Raw genomic sequence first — 20,436 nt, 5'->3', positions numbered from 1 at the left:
ATATTCTATTCAAATTGTCACGGTTGTATTAGTTAAATTAATGTTTTAGTTTCATCTACTAGCACAATCAGCGTACAATAATAAGCTAGTCCCTCTTCTCACTAATCAGAAGAAAGGCTAGCTTTTTTATTATATACTATTTTCTAAATTAAACTTTTCTAGGTGCTTTTGTTTATAAACACTTGGGGAACATCCATAATATTTCTTAAATACTGTACTAAAATGATTTGCAGAGGAAAATCCATATTTATCTGCAAGTTCTTGTAAAGGTATACTTTTCGATAATAGTTCTACACTTATTTTTCTCAGCTTATGCTTTTGTATGAAATCCTTAGTAGATACTCCCAAAACAGTTGTAAAACATTTGTATAGATAACTTTGTGATACATTAACATGGCGACAAAGGTCGTCAACTTGTATTTGTTCATGGATATAAGTATCAATATATTTTGCACAATCTTGAATTATAAGTTCTTCATTTGTTGCAGCTACTTCACTGGCTAGACCTAATAAATCACTTGGTTCAGAAGCGTTTAGAGCAGCAAAGATTGTACTATGTAATAGGTTGCTTATATTATAATAAATCCCAGGTTTATTATCTAAAAGCTGTTGATTAAGATTTCCAAGGTTAGCTATAGAACGCTCTGTAATTAACCCCTTGTATATAGCAATATCCTGTAAGTCTAATAACATGGTTAAAAGATTTCTTTTGTCAACAGGAGCCACATCAAAGTGTAAAAAATAAAATTTAAGCTCTTCACCTTGATGACAGGTTGCACGATAAGTTATAAAAGGAGGAAATAATAGAGTATCTCCACTTTTAACCTCATAGTCTACGTTCCCTATAGTCAGGGTACAAGAACCATTAGTTATATATATAAATTTAAAATGTCCAAGAACTTCATTATGCATGGGAACATCTTCATTTTGCTGCCATATTCCAAAAGTAATTAGTTTATATTTAAGAGCTGCTAAATACCTTGATACACGATCTTCTTCAAGCACTGGAAAATAGTTTATTTTTTTATTATTCATAGTTCACCTCATGTATAAAATTAATTCTAATTATATCATTATTTTGGAAAGTTTGGTTATGATTTGTATAAGTTTTAAAACAGAAATATTATTGTTAAAAAAAATACAATTATGTTATTATGTTAACATATTCAATAAGGGGGAATAATTAAATGATAAAAAAAGCTTTACTACTACTATTATCAGTAGCAATTACTGTTGGTTCGTTTACTGGATGTACAAGCACATCTGGTAATGATGATACGAATCTACAAACACAAGAAATTAAATTTGATGATGAGAAATCTGCAGATCTTGTTATCGTAGGTGCAGGGGCAGCAGGTTTATCTGCAGCTTTAGAGGCTGTTAACAATGGAGCTGAAAAGGTTATTATTCTTGAAGCTACTAATAAAACTGGGGGATCACTAAACTTTACTAGTGGATCAATGTCAGCTGCTGAAACAATCATTCAAGAGGAAGATGGAATTGAAGATACTCTTGAATCGTTTGTAGAAGATATAATGAACACTGGAAGTGACTTTGGTGGAAAACCTAATAGAGAAATGATTGAAATATTTGTTGAAGAAGATAAGGATGCATTCCAATGGCTTTGGGATAATGGATTAAGCGAATATGAGTTTACGAAAGATCAGCAAGGAAATCGTGCAGTTTTTGCTCCTGAGCATGCACTTTACTCTATTCAACGTACTTATAAAGCACAAGCAAAAGATAAAACTAATTATAAATCACCATTACATGAAGTATTAGATGGCCTTCTTAAATCAAACAGCAAAATTGAAGTTGAATACTTAACAAAAGCTACTGATTTAATTGCTAACGACGAAGGTCAAGTACTTAGCGTATGCGGTGAAAATACTCAAACTGGAAAAGTTACTCGTTACAATAGTAAAAAAGGTATTATCGTAGCTACAGGTGGATATTCTGCTAACCATAAGCTTATGGCTAAATACGCTACTTATGGTGGAAGCTACATTACTGGAAGTCCAGCAACAGCTGATGGAAATGGTTTATTAATGATGCAAAAAGTTGGTGGAGCTTTACAAGATGATGAAATAATGGGATATATACCAACGTTCCCTATGGGTCTTGCTAGTAAAGATGATCCAACAACTGGAATTATAGCTTCAACTTACACTTGGAAAACTGGTGGTATAGTTGTAAATAAAGAGGGAGAGCGTTTTGTAAATGAAACAGAAGCTAATCCATCAATAAGAGAAGTTGCCCTTGAAGAACAACCAGATGCAGTTCAATTTGATATATTCACAGATAAAATATTAGAAGACTTACGTGCTAATAATGCGGCTGGTATGTATGATTTAAGATTTGGTGCTGAAGGTGCTCCAGGAAAACACGCACTTTATGAAGCAGACTCTTTAGAAGAATTAGCTGAAATGATAGAAGTTCCAGTAGAGAAATTACAAGCTACTGTAGACTCATACAACGCTTCAGTTGAAGCTGGTGAAACTGATGAATTCGGTCGTAGTTATGATGAAAACTTCAACACATTTAAATTAGCTAACAACAAAATAGAAGGTCAAAAGTACTATGCAGTACGTCTTAATGCTTTATGTATAATGACTTTAGGTGGAATTCAAACTAATACAGATTTACAAGTATTAGATGCATCTGGTACTGCAATTCCTGGTTTATACGCTGCTGGAGAAGTTGTAGGTGGTATCTGGGGTAAATTCGTTTCTGGTGGTACAGGAGTTATGGGACCAGTAGCATTTGGTCGTTTAGCTGCTAGACATGCTATGTCAACTGAACCTGCAACTGGCTACGAAGTTAAACCAGCTGAAAACATGTTAGATGAGGAATTATTTATTAAAGATAAAACTAGTGAAAATGAATTTGATATGAGTAAAGAACTTAAAGATGGAAAATATGAAGCAACAGTTGATGGACAAGAAGGTCCAATGACTGTAAATGTAACAATTGCTGATGGTAAAATATCAGAGGTTGTTGTAGGAGATAACAAAGAAACGGAAGCAGTCGCATCTGGAGCTATCAAAGATATTCCTGCAAAAATAGTTGAAACAAACTCTGTAGATGTGGAAGCAGTATCTGGAGCTACTTTAACTTCAGAGCGTATTAAGAAGGCTGTTGTTCAGTGTTTAACTGAGGCTGCAAAGTAATTAAATAGTGTACTCCCTAAATATATAAAAATATAAGGTGGTATCGCAAAATATATTTATCTATTTTGCGATACCACCAATTGTTTTACTCTATTTTTCAATATAATTAATTACATGTTTTATAATCATATTTATACTTCCATCACCATTTCTTTGAATCTCAAATTTAGTTGGATCATGATATGCCTCTTCATCAATATATAAATCAATTTCCTTATCTATTTTTAATCTAATTCTTTTTAGCTTCTTTTCAACCCACATTTTATCAACTACAATTTCATCTTCTAATCCATGTCCTTTAACAAATGTAGCAAACTCCTCTTTTGCTTTAGGCTCTTCTTTGAAAAGCTGATTTGAAATATCATCTATACTTATTGAATCCTCTTCCTTTAGCTTACTCTTTATAGTAGTTCTTATTCTTTCTGCCTTATCTGCATCCTCTGTTACATTACTTCTAGTCCAAGTTTCTGCAGCCTTTAAGAAAGTTTTTGTCATATCTCTATTATTAGCAACTATTGTACAACCTAAGAAACTATTTAAAAAATAGTTTGCTCCATATTCATCATCCTCTTTACTCTTCTTCTGTTTATCAATTACCCATAAATCAAATCTTTGATCATCTCTTATTGGTTTAATAAATGCCGCCTTCTGTATTCTTTGAGAACTACCTGGAAGACCTGCTGCTTGAGGTACTATTCCGATTCCTATTTTATCCCCAACAAAATCAACTTGATGAGTAAAGTTTTTAACATAATCCATCTTTAATATTGCTATTAAAGGTCCTTGGTCCGTTATCAAAAATGCAACTATCAAATCACAAGATGGTATGTTTACATTTCCCTTCATTATTACGAAAAGTTGTCTTGCTAGTTCTCTAGATAAAGTTATCATATCTTTATCTATTCCATTTAAATAATCCTGTACTATTTCTTTTACTATATTTCTTTCTGGATTAAATACAGCTGTCTTTAACTCTTCATCCTTTAAGCATTTCTCAATATGCCTATATAAAAATTTATAAATATCTTCAGTCAACTCTAAATTATACTCATTTAAGATAGGCTCATCGCTATTACTATCTAAAATATGTATCACAGCTTCTTGAATATTTATATCATTAATGTATTCCATACCTTACACCTCTTACTATTGTAGTCAAACATATATTATTATAGCTATTATTATAGCATTAGTTTATAATATTTTTAATGACATTTGAAGGGAGTATTTTGAATGAAAGAATTAGAAACAAGAATCGTAGATATTGATGTTGATGATATAAGAAATAAACTGATTTCACTTGGTGGAGAAAAAGTTAAATCTGAAGACCAAGTAAATGAAATATATGATTTTGAAGATGGTAGACTTTTATCTGCTAAAGGATATGCTAGAATAAGAACTACAGTAGATAGAATACAAGGTAAAGAGACAGTTTTTATGACTACTAAAAAAATGTTAAGTCAAGATACATTTAAAGTTATGGAAGAAAATGAGGTTATAGTTGATAATAAAGAAATGGCTAGAAGAATTTTCACTTCTTTAGGACTTAAACTTCAAGAGTCTATATCCAAATATAGAGAAAGCTATAAAATTAATGATTCACTTGTAGAAATAGATATAAATGATAAAAGCTTCTGTCCTTTTCCTTACCTAGAAATCGAAACAACTTCTGTTGAAAAACTTGAAGAAATAGTTAAGCTATTAGGATATACATTAGAAGATACAACTTCTCAAACTATTTACGATATATTAGCCGAAAGAGGAATACAAGGTAAAACAAAAGGGCGTTAATCGCCCTTTTTACTTATGCAAACTCAAAATTTTTCCCTATTTTACTTCGTAAAAGATTATTTTTCATTTTAGTGCAACTAATTTTTCACCTCAGCATAACTGACCTTTTATCTGCCGTAGGAACCTTTCACCACGATTTTAATCGTCCGAAAGTGGTACTCCATCAGCATCTTCTGTGATTCCAACACCACAAAGAATTAATATACCTTCTATAAATCCCCAAAGACTTGCTAATCCAAAACTTAAAAATGTTAATATTAATTGAAGTACTCCTATACCTATATATCCTAAGTAAAATCTATGAACTCCGAAAGGTCCAACTAAAACACCTAAAATCCCAGCAACAACTTTAGACTTTTGTTTTTTATTAACATTTGTATTTTGAGCTGTACTGTTGCTATTTGCATTTGAGTTAACTGATGATACTTCTACATCTGTAGAGCTTTTAGTATGATTGCTTGTTTTTCGCTCTATTATTTGTCCGCATTTTTCACAGACAGTATCATATTCTTTAACATCTGCTCCACAGTTACTACATTTTAGTATAGGCTTTTTAACTTTAGCCCCACAATTTGAGCAAAAATTACTATTATCACTCACTACCATTCCACAGTTCTCACAATACATAAATACCCTCCTAAAATTTATAAATTTTCTCTTCTCTTTGTGGATTTTATAAATAATTTTTCTAGACCCTCTTTATTATCGTTCTTAATACATTCTTTTATACTTTCAAGCTCCCTTTGGAAATTTTCTATTGATACAATTAAATTATTCTTATTCCCTAAAAATAGTTCACTCCAAAGTGTCTCATTAATATTAGCTATACGAGTTAATTCTCTATAACTATCACCAATAAAGCTTCCAGTATCTCTACCTTCTATATCGCTATTAATCAATGCCACAGCTAATGCATGTGGAAGTTGACTCGTAAAAGCAATCATTTCATCATGATATTCTGGACTTATTTTCTTAACCCTTTTAAAGCCCATCTTATATGCTAAATCTTCAATTAAACTTATATTTTTCTCTTTATTTTTTGGAGTTACAGTTATAAGATAATTCGCTCCTTTAAATACAGTATTAGTAGCATAATCTATTCCCTTTTTTTCTCGTCCTGCCATAGGATGTCCAAAAACAAAATCTATATTATCTGGAAGTATCTCTGTTACTTCCTCTATAAAAGGTTCCTTAATTCCTGTTACATCAGTAATAACTAATCCATCTTTAAATAACTTTATATTATTTTGAATAAACTTTTTAACTAAATCAGGATAAACAGCCAAAACTATTAAATCTGCCTTAGGAATAACACTTTCACCTGTAAGGCAACCTTCTTTAATTATTCCTAAAAACTTAGCCTTTTCTAATGTTTCTATGTTATTATCTACCCCATATACTTCAGTATAACCAGCTTCCTTTAATGCCATAGCATATCCTCCGCCAATCACACCAAGTCCTATTATAACAATATTCATAAATAGCCCCCTTTTATTCACTTAACGATTAATAGTTAATAATGTATGAAGAAAGTCAGCTTACGCTGACTTTAAAATTAATTTATAAAAACTTTTGTATAGTATTAGCTATAACTATTTATTCTTATCTTTTAACTATTAACTATATTAAATTCTTTTTCCTTCCATTTCAGCCAACACCTTAATCTTCTTCATAAGTTGGTCAAATGATTCTGGTTTTATAGATTGTTGTCCATCACTTAAAGCACATTGTGGATTATTATGAACTTCTATCATAAGTCCATCTGCTCCTGCCGCAATTGCAGCTTTTGCTAACGGCTCAACTAAATACCAATATCCTGCTGCATGACTTGGGTCAACTATAATTGGTAAATGTGATAATCTCTTTACTACAGGAACTGCACTTAAATCTAAAGTATTTCTTGTATATCCCTCATAAGTTCTTATTCCTCTTTCGCAAAGAATAATATTTTCATTACCACCAGCCATTATGTACTCAGCTGACATTAACCATTCTTCAATGGTCGCTGATAATCCTCTTTTTAATAAAATAGGCTTGTTAGTTTTCCCTAATTGTTTTAAAAGGTCAAAGTTTTGCATGTTTCTTGCACCAACTTGAATTACATCTACCTCTCTAACAAAATCATCTATGTAATCTGTTGACATTATTTCTGTAACTATAGGAAGTCCAGTTTCTTTTTTTGCTAACTTTAATAATCTTAATCCTTCAAGCTCCAATCCTTGGAAGCTATATGGTGAAGTTCTTGGCTTAAATGCTCCCCCCCTTAAGAAGTTTGCACCTGAAGCCTTAACTTTTTTAGCAATATCTATTATTTGTTCTTCACTTTCTACAGAACATGGTCCTGCCATAATTCCTAAATTATTTCCTCCGACTAAAGTATTTTCTACTTTAACTATAGAATCTTCTGGCTTAAATAATCTATTTGCTTTCTTAAAAGGATGTTGTACTTTTAGTACCTTATCTACTCCATCAAAAGTTAATAACTTATCTGGATCTATATTTGAAGCATCTCCAACTATTCCAATTATGCAATAAGTACTTCCTTGTGATAAATGAACGCTTAACCCCTTACTTTCTAACTCTTTTTTTACAATATCTATATCTGAATCTGTTACATTTGGATTCATTACAACTATCATACTATCACTCCTTTTTATAATGAATAGTTAATAGTTTCATTCTTAACTCTTATTTGTTAATTCTTAACTATTAACTTTTTTTAACGCATCCATTGCTAAGATATACCCAATTTCTCCAAACCCACATATTTGTCCTATGCATGCTGGTGCTGTTACAGATTTATGTCTAAACTCTTCTCTTGCGTGTATATTAGATAGATGAACTTCTACAGTGTTTATATTTACACTTTTTATAGCATCATGTATTGCATAACTATAATGCGTATAAGCTCCTGGGTTTATAATAATACCATCGAAATCTTCATAGTAACATTTATGAATTTGATTTATTATATCCCCTTCTATATTACTTTGATAAAGCTCTACTTCTATATTTCTTTTATTAGCTTCATCTTTTATATAATCACATATATCTTCAAAGCTTCTAGTACCATAAATACCTTTTTCACGAACTCCAACCATGTTTAAATTAGGTCCGTTTATTACCATTACCTTCACTTAAAATCCCGCCTCCTAAATAAAGTGCGAAGCAAACTTCACAGTGAAAAGTCGACTACATCGAGATGAATAAGATACTGTTGTAGCAGTAAAAAGTTAACTTAAGTTAAAGTGAAAAGTACCAATATAAACATTTTTCACTATTGCCATAAGCAATATTTTCACTGTCATGTCAGTGACTTTTTCCTTTTTGACGTAGTCAAACTTTTCACCAAAGTGATTCGCACTTTACTTTAATTCTTCTCAATAACTTCAACAATTCCATATAAAGCCTCTTCTATACTTCCATCATTAACAATCCTATAATCACAATACTTATTATATAAATCATATCTTTCTTCTTTTAGCTTATATAATACTTCTTTTCCATCAGACAGTAAAGGTCTTTTAGATACATCTATATCTTCCAAAATGTTCTCTATTGGTCTATCTATAAAAACTATTATACTATTTTCATCAAATAGCTTCATATTAATATCTTTTTTTATTATTCCTCCACCAGCTGAAATAACAGTCCCTTTTAGTTTACTTAATCTTCTACAGCTCTCTGTTTCCCAATTTCTAAAATTATCTTCACTTACTTTAAATAAATTAGAAATTGTATCATTTGATATTTCTTCAATATAACTATCCATATCAATAAAGTCATAAGATAATTTTTTAGCTAATATCTTTCCCAACGTTGTCTTACCACAACCCATCATTCCTATTAAAAGAATATTTTTTTTAGTCTTTTCCATAATAACACCCTCAATTACTTAAATTTATCTTGTAAGTCTCGGTATATATTATCTATTATCTCATCATCAATATTAATTTCTTGGAATATCTCCTGAGCTTTTACAGCTTGAGCTACTAACATATAAAGACCATCTAAAGTTATCTTTTCTTTCTCTCTTCCATACTCTAAAAATTTAGTTTCTAATGGATTATATATAAGATCCATTACTACATCATAATTATCAATTATATCCTTTCCTATCGGACATCTATCTTTATTAGGATACATGCCAACAGGCGTAGAGTTAATAATAATATTGCCTTTTATACACTTTAATTCATCATAGCTAATAACTTTCAACCTCTTATCATCCACATTCAAGCTTACATCCTTCGGATTTCTACTAACTAAATATAATTCTTTTATTTCATTATCTAAAATATATGTTAAAGCTGCTTTGCAAGCTCCACCTGTTCCTAAGATTACTGCTATCTTATCTTTAAAAGTAATTTTTTTCCTCTCAAAAGTAGCTCCAAATCCAAAGTAGTCTGTGTTATATCCATATAGTTTATTATCTTTTAATACTACAGAATTAACAGCCCCAATTCTTTTAGCTTCTTCAGATACAAAATCTAAATATTTCATTATTTCTTGTTTGTAAGGTATAGTAATATTAAATCCTCTTACATTAAAAAGCTTAACTGCTTCAATAAATTCACCTAATTTATCTCTTTCTATTTCAAAAAGCTTATACTCTCCACATTTATCTATACTTTTCAATATAGTACCATGAATTTCAGGTGATAAACTATGACTTAATTTTTCTCCTAATAGCCCAAAAAAATCCATAACATTAACTCCTAATTAGCTAAATTTTTTATAATTACCAAGCAACTTAAAATACCCACTATTCTTTTGAATTAATTTCAAAGCATTTTTAACTTCAATACTATTTAAATTCCCCTCAAAATCTACATACAATAAATACTTCCAAGGTGAGTTCTTAATTGGTCTTGATTCAATATTCTTTAAGTTTATGTTATTTTCTGCAAAGTGCTTTAAGAGACTATATAATGTTCCCACTTCATCTTCTAATGAAAAAACAACACTTACTTTATCTGAATTTTCATCAAATTCTAAATTTCTACCTATTATTAAAAATCTAGTCTGATTCTCATATTGGTTATTTATATTATGAGCTAATATTTTAAGCCCATATAGCTTAGCAGCTCTTTCACTTCCTATAGCTGCTTTTGTTATATCATTTAAATCATATACTTTTTTAACACTTGTTGCTGTATTGTAGTAAGGTATACATATCCACTGTTTATTAGTTTTCAAGAATTCACTACTTTGTTGAAAACCTTGTGGATGTGAATAAACTTCCTTTATATTATCTAAAGTAGCTCCTTCTAATCCTATAAGATGTTGATTTATCTTAATACACTCTTCTCCAACTATATAAAAACCATATTTATTCATAAGGTCATAAACTTCTGTTATAGCACCAGTTGAAGTGTTTTCTACCGGTAAAATTCCATAATCTATTTCATTATTTTTTAAAGCTTCAAATACGTCTTCAAAAGTTTCATAGTGAGATGTTTCTCTCTCTTCTCCAAAATACTTTATCATTGCTTCTTCACTGAAAGAGCCTTCTAAACCTTGAAATCCTAACTTACCATCTCTAATTTTTCCATTTGCTTCTGTAGAGCAATTATTACATTCATTAAATCTCCTTTGTTGAAGTGCTCTACTTAACTCCATTAAATGATTAAAATACTTTCTTATTAATGATTCATAGCTTGAATTTTTTAACCTTTTAACATTTTTATGAATTACTTCAGCTTCTCTTCCACCATTAAAGATAGGTAATTTATTATTAATTTTATATTCTGCAACCTTAACAGAGATATCCATTCTCCTTTCAAAAAGCCTAGTCATCTCTTCATCTATCTCATCAATTTCCTTCCTATAATCTGAAAGATCCATAATCTCCACCTCACTTCTATTTATATTTCTCTACGTTCATTCCTCTATCTCAATTTCCAACTGCAATTATTTTACCTTTTGCAAAGCAAAAGCATCACTATTCAAATGGAATCTATCACCTTTTGCAAATCAAAACCATAATCTTGTCTTAGGCAACTTTTCCCCTTTCGTATAGCAAAACTTTTCTCTATTACCAAGGGTAATCCTTTTACCTTTTGCGCAATCTAAACTTTTCACTTTACGATAATAGCTCTAATATTCCAATTGCAGTAACAGCCTCTATCACTGGGATAGCTCTTTGAACTATACAAGGGTCATGCCTTCCTTCAACCTTTAATATTGTATTTTCTTTTGTATTAATATTTACTGTTTTCTGCTCTTTTCCAATAGATGAAGTTGGTTTTATGGCAGTTGTAAATATTATTGGCATACCGTTAGTTATTCCCCCTAATATTCCACCGTTATTATTAGTTCTAGTTTTAACTTTTCCATCTTCATAATATATCTCATCATTAGCCTGAGAACCTCTCATATTAGTCAATTCAAATCCTCGTCCAAATTCAACACCTTTTACAGCCGGTACTGAGAATAAAAGATGAGCTAATGTTGATTCTACTGAATCAAAAAATGGATCTCCTACACCTGGATTTATTCCAAATACACCACATTCAATAGTTCCACCTACTGAATCCATATCTTCCTTAGCTTCTAATATTTCTTTTCTCATATTCTCTTCAATACTTTTATCTATTAAAGGTAACTCAAAAGTTTTTAATGCCTCTACAGAATTTAAATCTATATCTGAATCAAGAAAACTCTTATCTTTAATATCCTTTATTGACTTAACATGAGCTGCTACTACTATACCTTTTTCTTTTAATATTTGCTTACATATAGCTCCTGCAAAAACTAAAGGTGCAGTTATTCTTCCCGAAAAATGCCCTCCACCTCTATAATCATTAAAACCGTTATATCTAATATTTCCACTATAATCTGCATGACCTGGTCTCATTACATCCTTTAAAAGACTATAATCCTTTGATCTTGTATTAGTATTTCTTATAATTGCACAAAGAGGTGTTCCTGTAGTTTTTCCATTAAAATATCCACTCAATATTTCTGGAATATCTTCTTCACTTCTAGCTGTAGATAATGGACTCTTACCTGGAGCTCTTCTTCTCATTTCATAAGCTATATCTTCTAAATTTAATTCTAACCCACTAGGTAATCCATCAATATTTATTCCTATAGCATTTCCATGGGATTCACCAAATATAGATATCTTTATTTTACTTCCCCACATTCCACTCATCTACTTTACCTCCTAACATTTTATAGTCTTCAAAAAAATTTGGATAAGATTTAGCTATACATTCATAATCCTTTATAATTATAGGATTCTTACATCTAGTAGCAATTATTGCTAATGTCATTGCTATCCTATGATCTTTGTGGCTCCAAACTTCAATACCACCATCTAAACTATCAATACCATCAATAATTAGTCCATCTTCATTTTCTACCACATTTACTCCAAGCTTTGATAATTCGCTATTTACGGCAGCTAATCTATCACACTCTTTAATTCTTAGCCTACTCGCATTTATTATTTCTGTTCTTCCCTTTGCCAACGCAGCCGTTGCAGCTAGTACTGGTATTATGTCTGGACACTGAGATCCATCTATTATCGTTGAATTAATTTCATTCTTAACTTTGCTTCTAATACCATTTTCAGAATTGATAAATTCAACACCCATTCTCTCTAATATATCTACTACTTCTTTATCTCCTTGAAGGGATTTAAGAGATAAATCTTTTACTTCAATATCATTCCCTAATGCATTTGCACATAAGAAGAATGCTCCTTGAGAATAATCACCTTCAACTCTATAATCTCTAGAAGTATACTTTTGATTTCCTTTTATAATGAATTCTCTATAATCATTATTAATTATATCAATTCCAAACTCTTTCATAGCTGATAGTGTTAAATCAATATATCCTTTAGATTCCATCTCTGTAGTTATTACTATTTTTGAATCTTCCTTCAATAATGGAAGTGTAAAAAGTAATCCAGTAATAAATTGAGAACTTACATTACCTTCAACATAAAACTCTCCACCTTTTAAATTTCCTTCTACATCTAGATTAAGCTTTTCATTTTCATAAGAATATTTAATTCCTTGCTTATCAAATATTTCATAATAAGTCTTTAAAGGTCTTTTCCCTAAATTACCTCTTCCTATGAATTTACTTTTACCAGGGATTAATAATGCTATTGGAACTAAAAATCTTAAAGTAGACCCTGACTCATTACAATCAATAACTCTCTCTACTTTTCTATTTAATGAAGATGAATATATGCCTTCTACCTCTAAACTGTCACCTTTTTTAATAATATTAGCACCTAAAGCTTTCATCCCTTCAATAGTTGCAATTATATCATCAGAATAATCTATATTATCAATTTTACTTTTTCCATCACTAAGACCTGCACAAATTATCGCTCTATGTGCCATACTCTTAGAAGGAGGTACTTTTATACTTCCTTCTAATTTTGATGGATATACTTTTAAATCTGCCATAATATCTCACCTTTACTTTTTGAAAAACTCATTTGTAGTTTTATAAATTTCAGATTTTCCTATTTCCTTTAAAATAATTAAATTTAACTTTTTACCTAATTTCTTTTTATCTAAATTCATAGTATCTAAAATATTTTCTATATCAATATCCATATTATATGGAAGGTCATATTTTTCTAAAATACTTCTTATTTTCACACTTGTACCTACCTGTGTAAGACCATACTTTTCACTTATAAGAGAAATATTATACATTCCTATAGCCACAGCTTCTCCATGAGTATATTTAGAGTAATTATAATATTGCTCTATTGCATGACCTATAGTATGACCGAAATTTAATAACATTCTTTCTCCATTATCTCTCTCATCTTTTTCCACAACTTCCCTTTTTATACCACAGCATCTGTGGATAATAATTCCAATATTGTTGATTAATTCATTATAATCATTAATATTTTCAAGATATTTAAAAAGTTCTTTATCCTTTATACATCCATACTTAATAACTTCAGCCATTCCATCAATTAAGAATCTCTTATCTAAAGTCTTTAATACTAATGGATCTATTAGTACTGACTTAGGATGATAGAAGCTACCTACAAGATTTTTTCCTTTTTCTAAATCAACTGCAACTTTCCCTCCAACACTACTATCAACCTGAGCTAAAAGTGATGTTGGTATTTGGACAAAGCTAACACCTCTAAGATAAGTTGATGCAACAAACCCTCCAAGGTCTCCAATTACTCCACCACCTAAAGTAATTATCAAATCACTTCTAGTAAGATTAAATTCTAATAATGAATTATAAACCTCTGGTAAGGTAAAGAAGCTCTTACTTTCTTCACCAGCAGGTAATACATGTTTTTTAACTTCATAACCTACTTCTTCTAGTTTTGAATAAATAACATCTCCATAATACTTATTAACATTATTATCAGTTAATATAAATATCTTATTACCATTAAAGACTTTCTTTATCTCAACATCAACTCTATCTAATAATCCATCTTCTATTATAATAGGATAGCTTCTTTCCCCTAAATCAACAACTAAATCCATTTTTACTCCTCCTAAATTTCGCGACCAACTGCCTCTGCTATTACTCTTAAATCATTCATAATATTTCTGAATAATTCCGGTTTAATTGATTGTTGTCCATCACACCATGCTTTTTGTGGGTCATTGTGTACTTCTATTATAAGTCCATCTGCACCTACTGCAACTGCAGCTTTTGCTAAAGGCTCAACCATCCACCACTTTCCTGTAGCATGGCTTGGATCTACTATTACCGGTAAATGGCTTAACTTTTTAATTGCAGGTATCGCACTTAAATCTAAAGTGTTTCTAGTATAAGTTTCAAATGTTCTTATTCCTCTTTCACAAAGAATTACATTCTCATTACCACCTGCCATTATATATTCAGCACTCATAAGTAATTCTTCTATGGTAGCTGATAAACCTCTCTTTAAAAGTATTGGTTTATTTATTTTACCAAGTTCTTTTAAAAGGTCAAAGTTTTGCATATTTCTTGCTCCAACTTGAATTACATCTACATTCTCAGCAAATATATCTATATCATATGGTGACATTATCTCTGTCACTATAGGTAATCCTGTTTGTTTTCTAGCTATCTTTAATAGCTCCAATCCATCATATTTTAACCCTTGGAAACTATAAGGTGAAGTCCTTGGCTTGAAGGCTCCCCCTCTTAAGAAACTTGCCCCATATTTCTTAACATCTTCTGCTACAGTTAATATTTGTTCTTCAGTTTCAACAGAACAAGGTCCCGCAATAATAGAAATCTTTCTTCCACCAATAGTATTTCCATTTACATCTATAATACTATCTTCTGGATGAAACATTCTATTTGCTTTCTTAAAAGGCTCTTGAACATGCATTACTCTCTCTACATAAGGATTAGCTTCAATATAACATGGATCTATTTTACTTGTATCTCCTACTAATCCTAAAATAATAAGCTCTGTTCCAATTACAGGATTAACTGTAACCCCTTTTGACTCTAAGTCCTTAGTTAATTTATTAATCTCCTCTGTACTTGTTTTTGGTTTTAAAATTACAACCATTTAAATTGCCCCCTTTTATTTAGTCAATAATTAAATGAAACACACTACTCGCATTCACTCGTAGGTGTGCTATAAGCTTTCCAAATTAAAAATTTACTATTTAAATGAAACTCGCTACTCACATACGTTCGTAGGAGTATTTCAAACTAGCCAAATTTAAATTTGGAGTTTAAATATAAAAAGAGAACTCTTAATGAGTTCTCTTTGATATAACAAAATTATTAACACTTATTTATATAACATTATAAAAATGTGTACTATTATTATACTCCCATTAAGATAGAATTATATTTATTTTTGCAAAAGAAATAGCCAGCGCTAAAATAAAAGCCCCAGAACATAAAAAAGTAAAAATAGCTATATAATTTTGCAAATAATTCTTTTCTTAATCCTTTCATAATAATACCTCGTATAATGTTTTATTTTTCTCTTGTGTTAATTATACCAATTTTAACCATATTGTCAACACGCATTTTATAAGATAGGAGCAATTAGCCTTATTAATGACTCTTTAATTCTAAGGGATCTACTTCTATTATCGTACTCTTTCTTGGTGACAAGCTTACACTTTTCTTGATCTTTATAAAAAATATTTTCTTGTTCTTTTGATATTTCCTCATTATACATAATAGCATTTACTTCAAAGTTTAATTTAAAGCTTCTTATATCCAAATTCGCTGTCCCAATACTACATACTTTTCCATCTGATACTATAGTTTTTGCATGTATAAAGCCTTTTTGATATCTATAAAATTTAATTCCATAATCAAGTAATAGTCCAATATTAGCACTTAACATCCATTCCATAAAAAAGTGATCTGGCTTTCCAGGAACCATTATCCTTACATCAACGCCTGATAATGCTGATATCTTTAATGCTTCTATAACAGGTCCATCTGGAACTAGATATGGTGTTTGAATATATACATATTCTTTGGCATCATTAATAATTTTCATATATGCATTCTTAATATACTCTTCCATATGGTCTGGCCCAGAAGATACTATTTGCATACCTACATCTCCATAAATCTTATGCTCTGGGAAAAACTCCGTCATATCATTTATATTTTCCTCTGCAGCATAATCCCAATCCAAGATAAATCTCTTATTTAATTCATTTACAGCCTCACCTTGAACCCTTATATGAGTATCTCTCCAGAACTCAAACTGTTTTCCTCTATTTACATATTCGTTTCCTACATTAAATCCACCAACATAACCTATATCTCCATCTATTACAACTATTTTTCTATGGTTTCTATAATTTATACGGGTATTTATATGAGGTAATATTCCTGGGAAAAATACTGAAAATTTGATTCCTATGCTTTCAATATATCGTATTTCTTTCTTTTTAAGACTCTTAGAGCCCATTCCATCTACTAATAATCTTACTTCTACACCTTCTTCAATTTTTAACTTAAGCTCATTTATCAAAGCTTTTCCTAAATCATCAAATCTAAAGATATAGTACTCTATATGTATAAATTTTTTAGCGTTTCTTATATCATTAAATAGATCTCTAAACTTATCCTCTCCATTTATATAAGTTTTAACATCATTTCCATTAGTAAATATTGACCCTGAATGATTATAATTCATAAGTATTAAGCTCTTATAATTATCTATAAACTTTTTATCATCCTTTTTAGATAATTCATGTTTCTCTTTTACTGCTTTAGTCTTAACTTTATCTATTATCTTTTTTTCCCTAAACAATTTTTGTCTACTTAGATTTTGGCCAAACATTAAATATATTATAAACCCTATACCTGGTAATATTAATAATATCAATAACCATGCCCATGTAGTATCAGGCTCTTTCCTCTCAATAAATATTAACGAGAACACTAATACCATATTTATAAAAAATATTAATGCTGCTAAAAATATATACGCTCCCAATATTTCACCAACTTCCCTTATTATATTTATATACAATTAATATTATATACTATATTAATCTTTGCTAATACAAAGGCTACTTCTTTAATTTTTATAAAATATTTTTACTATCTTTTAATGCCTCTTACAAATATACTGATACTATTTCTTATTTGTGCAACTAAATCATACTGCCCCTGGAACTTACACCAATCAAAAACTATTCCTCTAATATTTATTAATATCATATTTGAAATTTCTTCTGTACTAAAGTCAGTATTAATTTGTTCTTTTTCTTTAGCCCTTTTTATTATGTTAAATATAATCCTATTTATATCTCTTTCTATAGATCTATAAATCTGATCAGATTCAGTATTAATTGCTGCTCCAAATATTTGTTTTGCTACACTTAACCCACTATCAGCTACGAATCTACCATACTCTTCTGAAAATGTAATTATATTTTTTAGTTCATCTTCATCACTTAATTTTTCTATCTCAATCTCGCTTAAATACTCATCAACACTTGTATATAATTGAATTATTATATCTCCTTTATCATTAAAATAATGATAAAAAGTTCCTATAGAAATATTAGCTGCCTTGCATATACCTCTTACCGTTACATTTTCAAATCCTATTTCATCCATAATGCTCTTTGTAGCCTCAATTATTTGTTTTCTTTTTTCTATTTGCTTTCTAGTGCATTTGCTCATATCTATACTCCTGAAATACTCTTGCATTCTATTTAATATTTTATACTATTTTATCATAAGGTACCTATAATCACCACTTTACTTTATCTATTCAATTAAATAAATTAGGCCATAGAAGAAAACTTCTATGGCCTATATAATAATAATCAATTTAGGGGATTAACTATTATCTGCTTATATTCTTATTTGTTTGCTTTAGCTGCATTTTCACCTGCAATTCTTCCAAATACAGTTATATCTGCAAGAGCATTTCCACCTAATCTATTTGATCCGTGGATTCCTCCTGTTACTTCTCCAGCTGCGAATAATCCTGAAATAACTTCTCCATTAGTATTTACAACTTCAGCATTAGTGTTTATCTTAACTCCACCCATTGTATGGTGAACTGTTGGCTTTCTAGCTGCTGCATAGAATGGTGCTGTATCTATTTTATTCGCAAATAAAGTTCTTCCAAACTCATCTTCTGCTCCATCAACAGCTTCATTAAATTTATTAACAGCATTTATAAAGTTATCTTTATCTACACCCATCATTTCAGCTAATTCTTCTAAAGTATCAGCTTTATAAGCTCTTCCTGCTTCAACTAACTCATCTATAGTTTCGTTAAAGTTATTTTTTGTATCTCCTGTTGGATATGAGTGTTGGTCAACAACTATCCACATAAAGTCATCAGTTTGCTCAAATAAAGCTTTAGTCATAACGTCTCTACGTTCACCTTCATCAACAAATCTATTACCTTCTTTGTTAATAAATATACGATCTTCAACGCCTTGCTCTATATTACCAGTAAGACTTCCTGTTTCAGGATCACCCATTGGTAGTAATTGAATTTTATCCATACCCACTAATTCAGCACCTATAGCTTCAGCCATAACAACACCATCTCCAGTAGCTCCTGGATGATTAGTAGTACCTATTGATTCATCTAAAGTTCCCCAAATACCATCATATTCTTGTCTCATCTCAACATTAGCACCAAATCCGCCAGTAGCTAATATTACACCGTTATTTGCTTTTATAGTTACTTTATTTCCTTTAGAACCTTCAGCTATAACTCCAACTACTTTTCCATCTTCTACGATAAGTTCAGTAGCTTTTGTTTCTAGCATAACTTCCACATTATTTTCTTCTAAATATGGCATATATGCTTGTTCAAAATATCCTGTACCTAAAGGTAAAACTGGTTTATGAGCTCTTGGCCATAATCCACCTAAAACAGTGAATACCTCATCCTTAAATTGCATGCCTAAACTTTCAAGCCACTCAATTCCTGAGTAAGCATTTTCAGTAAGTGTCTTTACTAATTCTGGATTTCCTAAATTGTCTCCACCCTCTAAAGTTTGCTCATAATGCTTTTCAACTGAGTCCTCTATTCCTTGTGCTTTTTGTCTCACTGGGTCAACAGCATTGTAAGCAGTACCAGATATCATAGTATTACCACCAACTTTACCCATTTTTTCAATTATTAATACTTCAGCTCCATTTTGGTGCGCTGTAACTGCAGCAGCCATACCTGCTCCCCCTGCACCGATTACAAGAACGTCAGTAGTTTTTTCGATATCTTCAACTTCGACAGCATTTCCTTCTGCTCTCTTATTTAAAGCATCTATATCTACTCCTGATTGCTTAAGTGCTTCTGTTACAGCTGTTATTATAGCCATACTTGAAACAGTTGCCCCTGAAACGCTATCTACATTTACACTTTGTGTCTCAATTATTTCATTTGGAACTTTCTCAAACGCTGGGTCTGATATTCCAGGAGATTCATTATGCTCTAAAATATTTATCTCCTTAATAGATGTTTCATCGACAGTAACAGATAATTTTAAATCTGCATTATGCCCTTTCGCTGTTGCTTCATAAGTACCAGCTTTAAAAGTAATAGCTGAATCTTCTGAAGTTGATTTTTGTCCACAGCCAACTAAACCTGTGGCAATAGTTAAAGTCATTAGTGCACTAATAATAACAGTGCTTAATTTTTTTCTTTTCACTTGTAATTCCCCCCTCAAATATAGAACATGTTCTAAAACCAGTTCGAAATTATTGTATTATATTTAACAATTTTAGTCAATTATTTTTTCTATTAAATCCATTTTTTTCTTTTTTATTTGGTTTAAATATATAAAATCCACATTTATGTACATTATGAAACACTTAATTAAGTTAGTTAATAATCAAACTTTTCCTTTTAAAACATTAGATATAAACAAAAAAGGGGCTGTATCAAAAAAAATTTGATATTTGCCGATAAAGAAAAGGAAGTTCGAATTTGAACTTCCTTTTTTGCGCATAGTAATAATATGAAAAACTTCACAAAAAATGTGATTCCTATGCAACAAATAGGATTTGCATT

General features: G+C 30.4%; 18 protein-coding genes. 2 read left to right on the top strand and 16 right to left on the bottom strand.

Features of this window, described 5'->3' with window-relative positions:
- Nucleotides 1–129: 129 nt before the first annotated feature.
- On the bottom strand, nucleotides 130–1,035 hold the full coding sequence (locus H8S10_RS12880; RefSeq protein WP_186839157.1) for an AraC family transcriptional regulator: 906 nt from the start codon (nucleotides 1,033–1,035) through the stop codon (nucleotides 130–132).
- 152 nt (nucleotides 1,036–1,187) lie between these two features.
- Between H8S10_RS12880 and H8S10_RS12875 the strand changes: the two genes are divergently transcribed.
- Nucleotides 1,188–3,170, top strand: a complete 1,983-nt coding sequence (locus tag H8S10_RS12875) for an FAD-dependent oxidoreductase (RefSeq protein ID WP_207731885.1) — start codon at nucleotides 1,188–1,190, stop codon at nucleotides 3,168–3,170.
- Nucleotides 3,171–3,260: 90 nt separating this feature from the next.
- On the opposite strand, the gene H8S10_RS12870 is transcribed toward H8S10_RS12875, so the two are convergent.
- The gene (locus H8S10_RS12870) at nucleotides 3,261–4,301 is read right to left on the bottom strand and encodes a nucleoid-associated protein (RefSeq protein WP_186839156.1); all 1,041 of its coding nucleotides are present in this window, start codon (nucleotides 4,299–4,301) and stop codon (nucleotides 3,261–3,263) included.
- A gap of 102 nt (nucleotides 4,302–4,403) precedes the next feature.
- Here H8S10_RS12870 and H8S10_RS12865 point away from each other — a divergent pair, with 102 nt between their 5' ends.
- Complete coding sequence (locus tag H8S10_RS12865) at nucleotides 4,404–4,961, top strand: CYTH domain-containing protein (protein ID WP_186839155.1); 558 nt, start codon at nucleotides 4,404–4,406, stop codon at nucleotides 4,959–4,961.
- A 138-nt stretch (nucleotides 4,962–5,099) separates the two neighbouring features.
- On the opposite strand, the gene H8S10_RS12860 is transcribed toward H8S10_RS12865, so the two are convergent.
- The 14 genes from H8S10_RS12860 to H8S10_RS12795 all read right to left on the bottom strand — a co-directional run bounded on the left by H8S10_RS12860 (nucleotide 5,100) and on the right by H8S10_RS12795 (nucleotide 20,074).
- The gene (locus tag H8S10_RS12860; RefSeq protein WP_186839154.1) at nucleotides 5,100–5,588 is read right to left on the bottom strand and encodes a TM2 domain-containing protein; all 489 of its coding nucleotides are present in this window, start codon (nucleotides 5,586–5,588) and stop codon (nucleotides 5,100–5,102) included.
- A 17-nt stretch (nucleotides 5,589–5,605) separates the two neighbouring features.
- Complete coding sequence (locus H8S10_RS12855; RefSeq protein WP_186839153.1) at nucleotides 5,606–6,439, bottom strand: prephenate dehydrogenase; 834 nt, start codon at nucleotides 6,437–6,439, stop codon at nucleotides 5,606–5,608.
- 147 nt (nucleotides 6,440–6,586) lie between these two features.
- The gene (gene aroF, locus H8S10_RS12850) at nucleotides 6,587–7,600 is read right to left on the bottom strand and encodes a 3-deoxy-7-phosphoheptulonate synthase (RefSeq protein WP_186839152.1); all 1,014 of its coding nucleotides are present in this window, start codon (nucleotides 7,598–7,600) and stop codon (nucleotides 6,587–6,589) included.
- Nucleotides 7,601–7,663: 63 nt separating this feature from the next.
- Nucleotides 7,664–8,098: a type II 3-dehydroquinate dehydratase gene (aroQ, locus tag H8S10_RS12845; protein WP_055264540.1), complete on the bottom strand. Its 435-nt coding sequence runs from the start codon at nucleotides 8,096–8,098 to the stop codon at nucleotides 7,664–7,666.
- A 233-nt stretch (nucleotides 8,099–8,331) separates the two neighbouring features.
- Nucleotides 8,332–8,838 (bottom strand): shikimate kinase, encoded by a 507-nt coding sequence (locus H8S10_RS12840; protein WP_207731884.1) that lies wholly within the window; start codon nucleotides 8,836–8,838, stop codon nucleotides 8,332–8,334.
- Between the two features lie 14 nt (nucleotides 8,839–8,852).
- Complete coding sequence (gene aroE / locus H8S10_RS12835) at nucleotides 8,853–9,668, bottom strand: shikimate dehydrogenase (protein WP_186839151.1); 816 nt, start codon at nucleotides 9,666–9,668, stop codon at nucleotides 8,853–8,855.
- Between the two features lie 15 nt (nucleotides 9,669–9,683).
- Nucleotides 9,684–10,811: a chorismate mutase gene (locus H8S10_RS12830; RefSeq protein ID WP_186839166.1), complete on the bottom strand. Its 1,128-nt coding sequence runs from the start codon at nucleotides 10,809–10,811 to the stop codon at nucleotides 9,684–9,686.
- 235 nt (nucleotides 10,812–11,046) lie between these two features.
- On the bottom strand, nucleotides 11,047–12,120 hold the full coding sequence (aroC, locus tag H8S10_RS12825; RefSeq protein ID WP_186839150.1) for a chorismate synthase: 1,074 nt from the start codon (nucleotides 12,118–12,120) through the stop codon (nucleotides 11,047–11,049).
- Entirely contained in the window at nucleotides 12,098–13,393 is a 1,296-nt protein-coding gene (aroA, locus tag H8S10_RS12820) for a 3-phosphoshikimate 1-carboxyvinyltransferase (protein WP_186839149.1), read from the bottom strand. The genes aroC and aroA overlap by 23 nt, the downstream gene beginning before the upstream one ends.
- A gap of 12 nt (nucleotides 13,394–13,405) precedes the next feature.
- Complete coding sequence (aroB, locus tag H8S10_RS12815; protein ID WP_186839148.1) at nucleotides 13,406–14,455, bottom strand: 3-dehydroquinate synthase; 1,050 nt, start codon at nucleotides 14,453–14,455, stop codon at nucleotides 13,406–13,408.
- A gap of 11 nt (nucleotides 14,456–14,466) precedes the next feature.
- A complete protein-coding gene (aroF, locus tag H8S10_RS12810; protein ID WP_186839147.1) occupies nucleotides 14,467–15,480 on the bottom strand; it encodes a 3-deoxy-7-phosphoheptulonate synthase in 1,014 nt (337 codons plus the stop codon).
- A gap of 474 nt (nucleotides 15,481–15,954) precedes the next feature.
- Nucleotides 15,955–17,388 (bottom strand): cardiolipin synthase, encoded by a 1,434-nt coding sequence (gene cls, locus H8S10_RS12805; RefSeq protein ID WP_186839146.1) that lies wholly within the window; start codon nucleotides 17,386–17,388, stop codon nucleotides 15,955–15,957.
- Nucleotides 17,389–17,495: 107 nt separating this feature from the next.
- Nucleotides 17,496–18,083, bottom strand: coding sequence for a TetR/AcrR family transcriptional regulator (locus H8S10_RS12800; protein WP_186839145.1), 588 nt, complete (start codon nucleotides 18,081–18,083; stop codon nucleotides 17,496–17,498).
- 182 nt (nucleotides 18,084–18,265) lie between these two features.
- Nucleotides 18,266–20,074: a flavocytochrome c gene (locus H8S10_RS12795; RefSeq protein ID WP_231072604.1), complete on the bottom strand. Its 1,809-nt coding sequence runs from the start codon at nucleotides 20,072–20,074 to the stop codon at nucleotides 18,266–18,268.
- Nucleotides 20,075–20,436: the final 362 nt, after the last annotated feature.

Origin of the sequence: Clostridium sp. NSJ-49 (assembly GCF_014287725.1) — a bacterium.
Taxonomy (GTDB): domain Bacteria; phylum Bacillota; class Clostridia; order Clostridiales; family Clostridiaceae; genus Clostridium; species Clostridium disporicum_B.
The sequence above is the reverse complement of the archived record's forward strand: the minus strand, read 5'-3'. Positions and strand labels throughout refer to the sequence as shown.

Coding starts and splice junctions, on each gene's coding strand:
- H8S10_RS12880 (WP_186839157.1), bottom strand. CDS start 1,035: ATGAATAATAAAAAAATAAACTATTTTCCAGTGCTTGAAGAAGATCGT.
- H8S10_RS12875 (WP_207731885.1), top strand. CDS start 1,188: ATGATAAAAAAAGCTTTACTACTACTATTATCAGTAGCAATTACTGTT.
- H8S10_RS12870 (WP_186839156.1), bottom strand. CDS start 4,301: ATGGAATACATTAATGATATAAATATTCAAGAAGCTGTGATACATATT.
- H8S10_RS12865 (WP_186839155.1), top strand. CDS start 4,404: ATGAAAGAATTAGAAACAAGAATCGTAGATATTGATGTTGATGATATA.
- H8S10_RS12860 (WP_186839154.1), bottom strand. CDS start 5,588: ATGTATTGTGAGAACTGTGGAATGGTAGTGAGTGATAATAGTAATTTT.
- H8S10_RS12855 (WP_186839153.1), bottom strand. CDS start 6,439: ATGAATATTGTTATAATAGGACTTGGTGTGATTGGCGGAGGATATGCT.
- aroF (WP_186839152.1), bottom strand. CDS start 7,600: ATGATAGTTGTAATGAATCCAAATGTAACAGATTCAGATATAGATATT.
- H8S10_RS12840 (WP_207731884.1), bottom strand. CDS start 8,838: ATGGAAAAGACTAAAAAAAATATTCTTTTAATAGGAATGATGGGTTGT.
- aroE (WP_186839151.1), bottom strand. CDS start 9,668: ATGGATTTTTTTGGGCTATTAGGAGAAAAATTAAGTCATAGTTTATCA.
- aroC (WP_186839150.1), bottom strand. CDS start 12,120: ATGAGTGGAATGTGGGGAAGTAAAATAAAGATATCTATATTTGGTGAA.
- aroA (WP_186839149.1), bottom strand. CDS start 13,393: ATGGCAGATTTAAAAGTATATCCATCAAAATTAGAAGGAAGTATAAAA.
- aroB (WP_186839148.1), bottom strand. CDS start 14,455: ATGGATTTAGTTGTTGATTTAGGGGAAAGAAGCTATCCTATTATAATA.
- aroF (WP_186839147.1), bottom strand. CDS start 15,480: ATGGTTGTAATTTTAAAACCAAAAACAAGTACAGAGGAGATTAATAAA.
- H8S10_RS12800 (WP_186839145.1), bottom strand. CDS start 18,083: ATGAGCAAATGCACTAGAAAGCAAATAGAAAAAAGAAAACAAATAATT.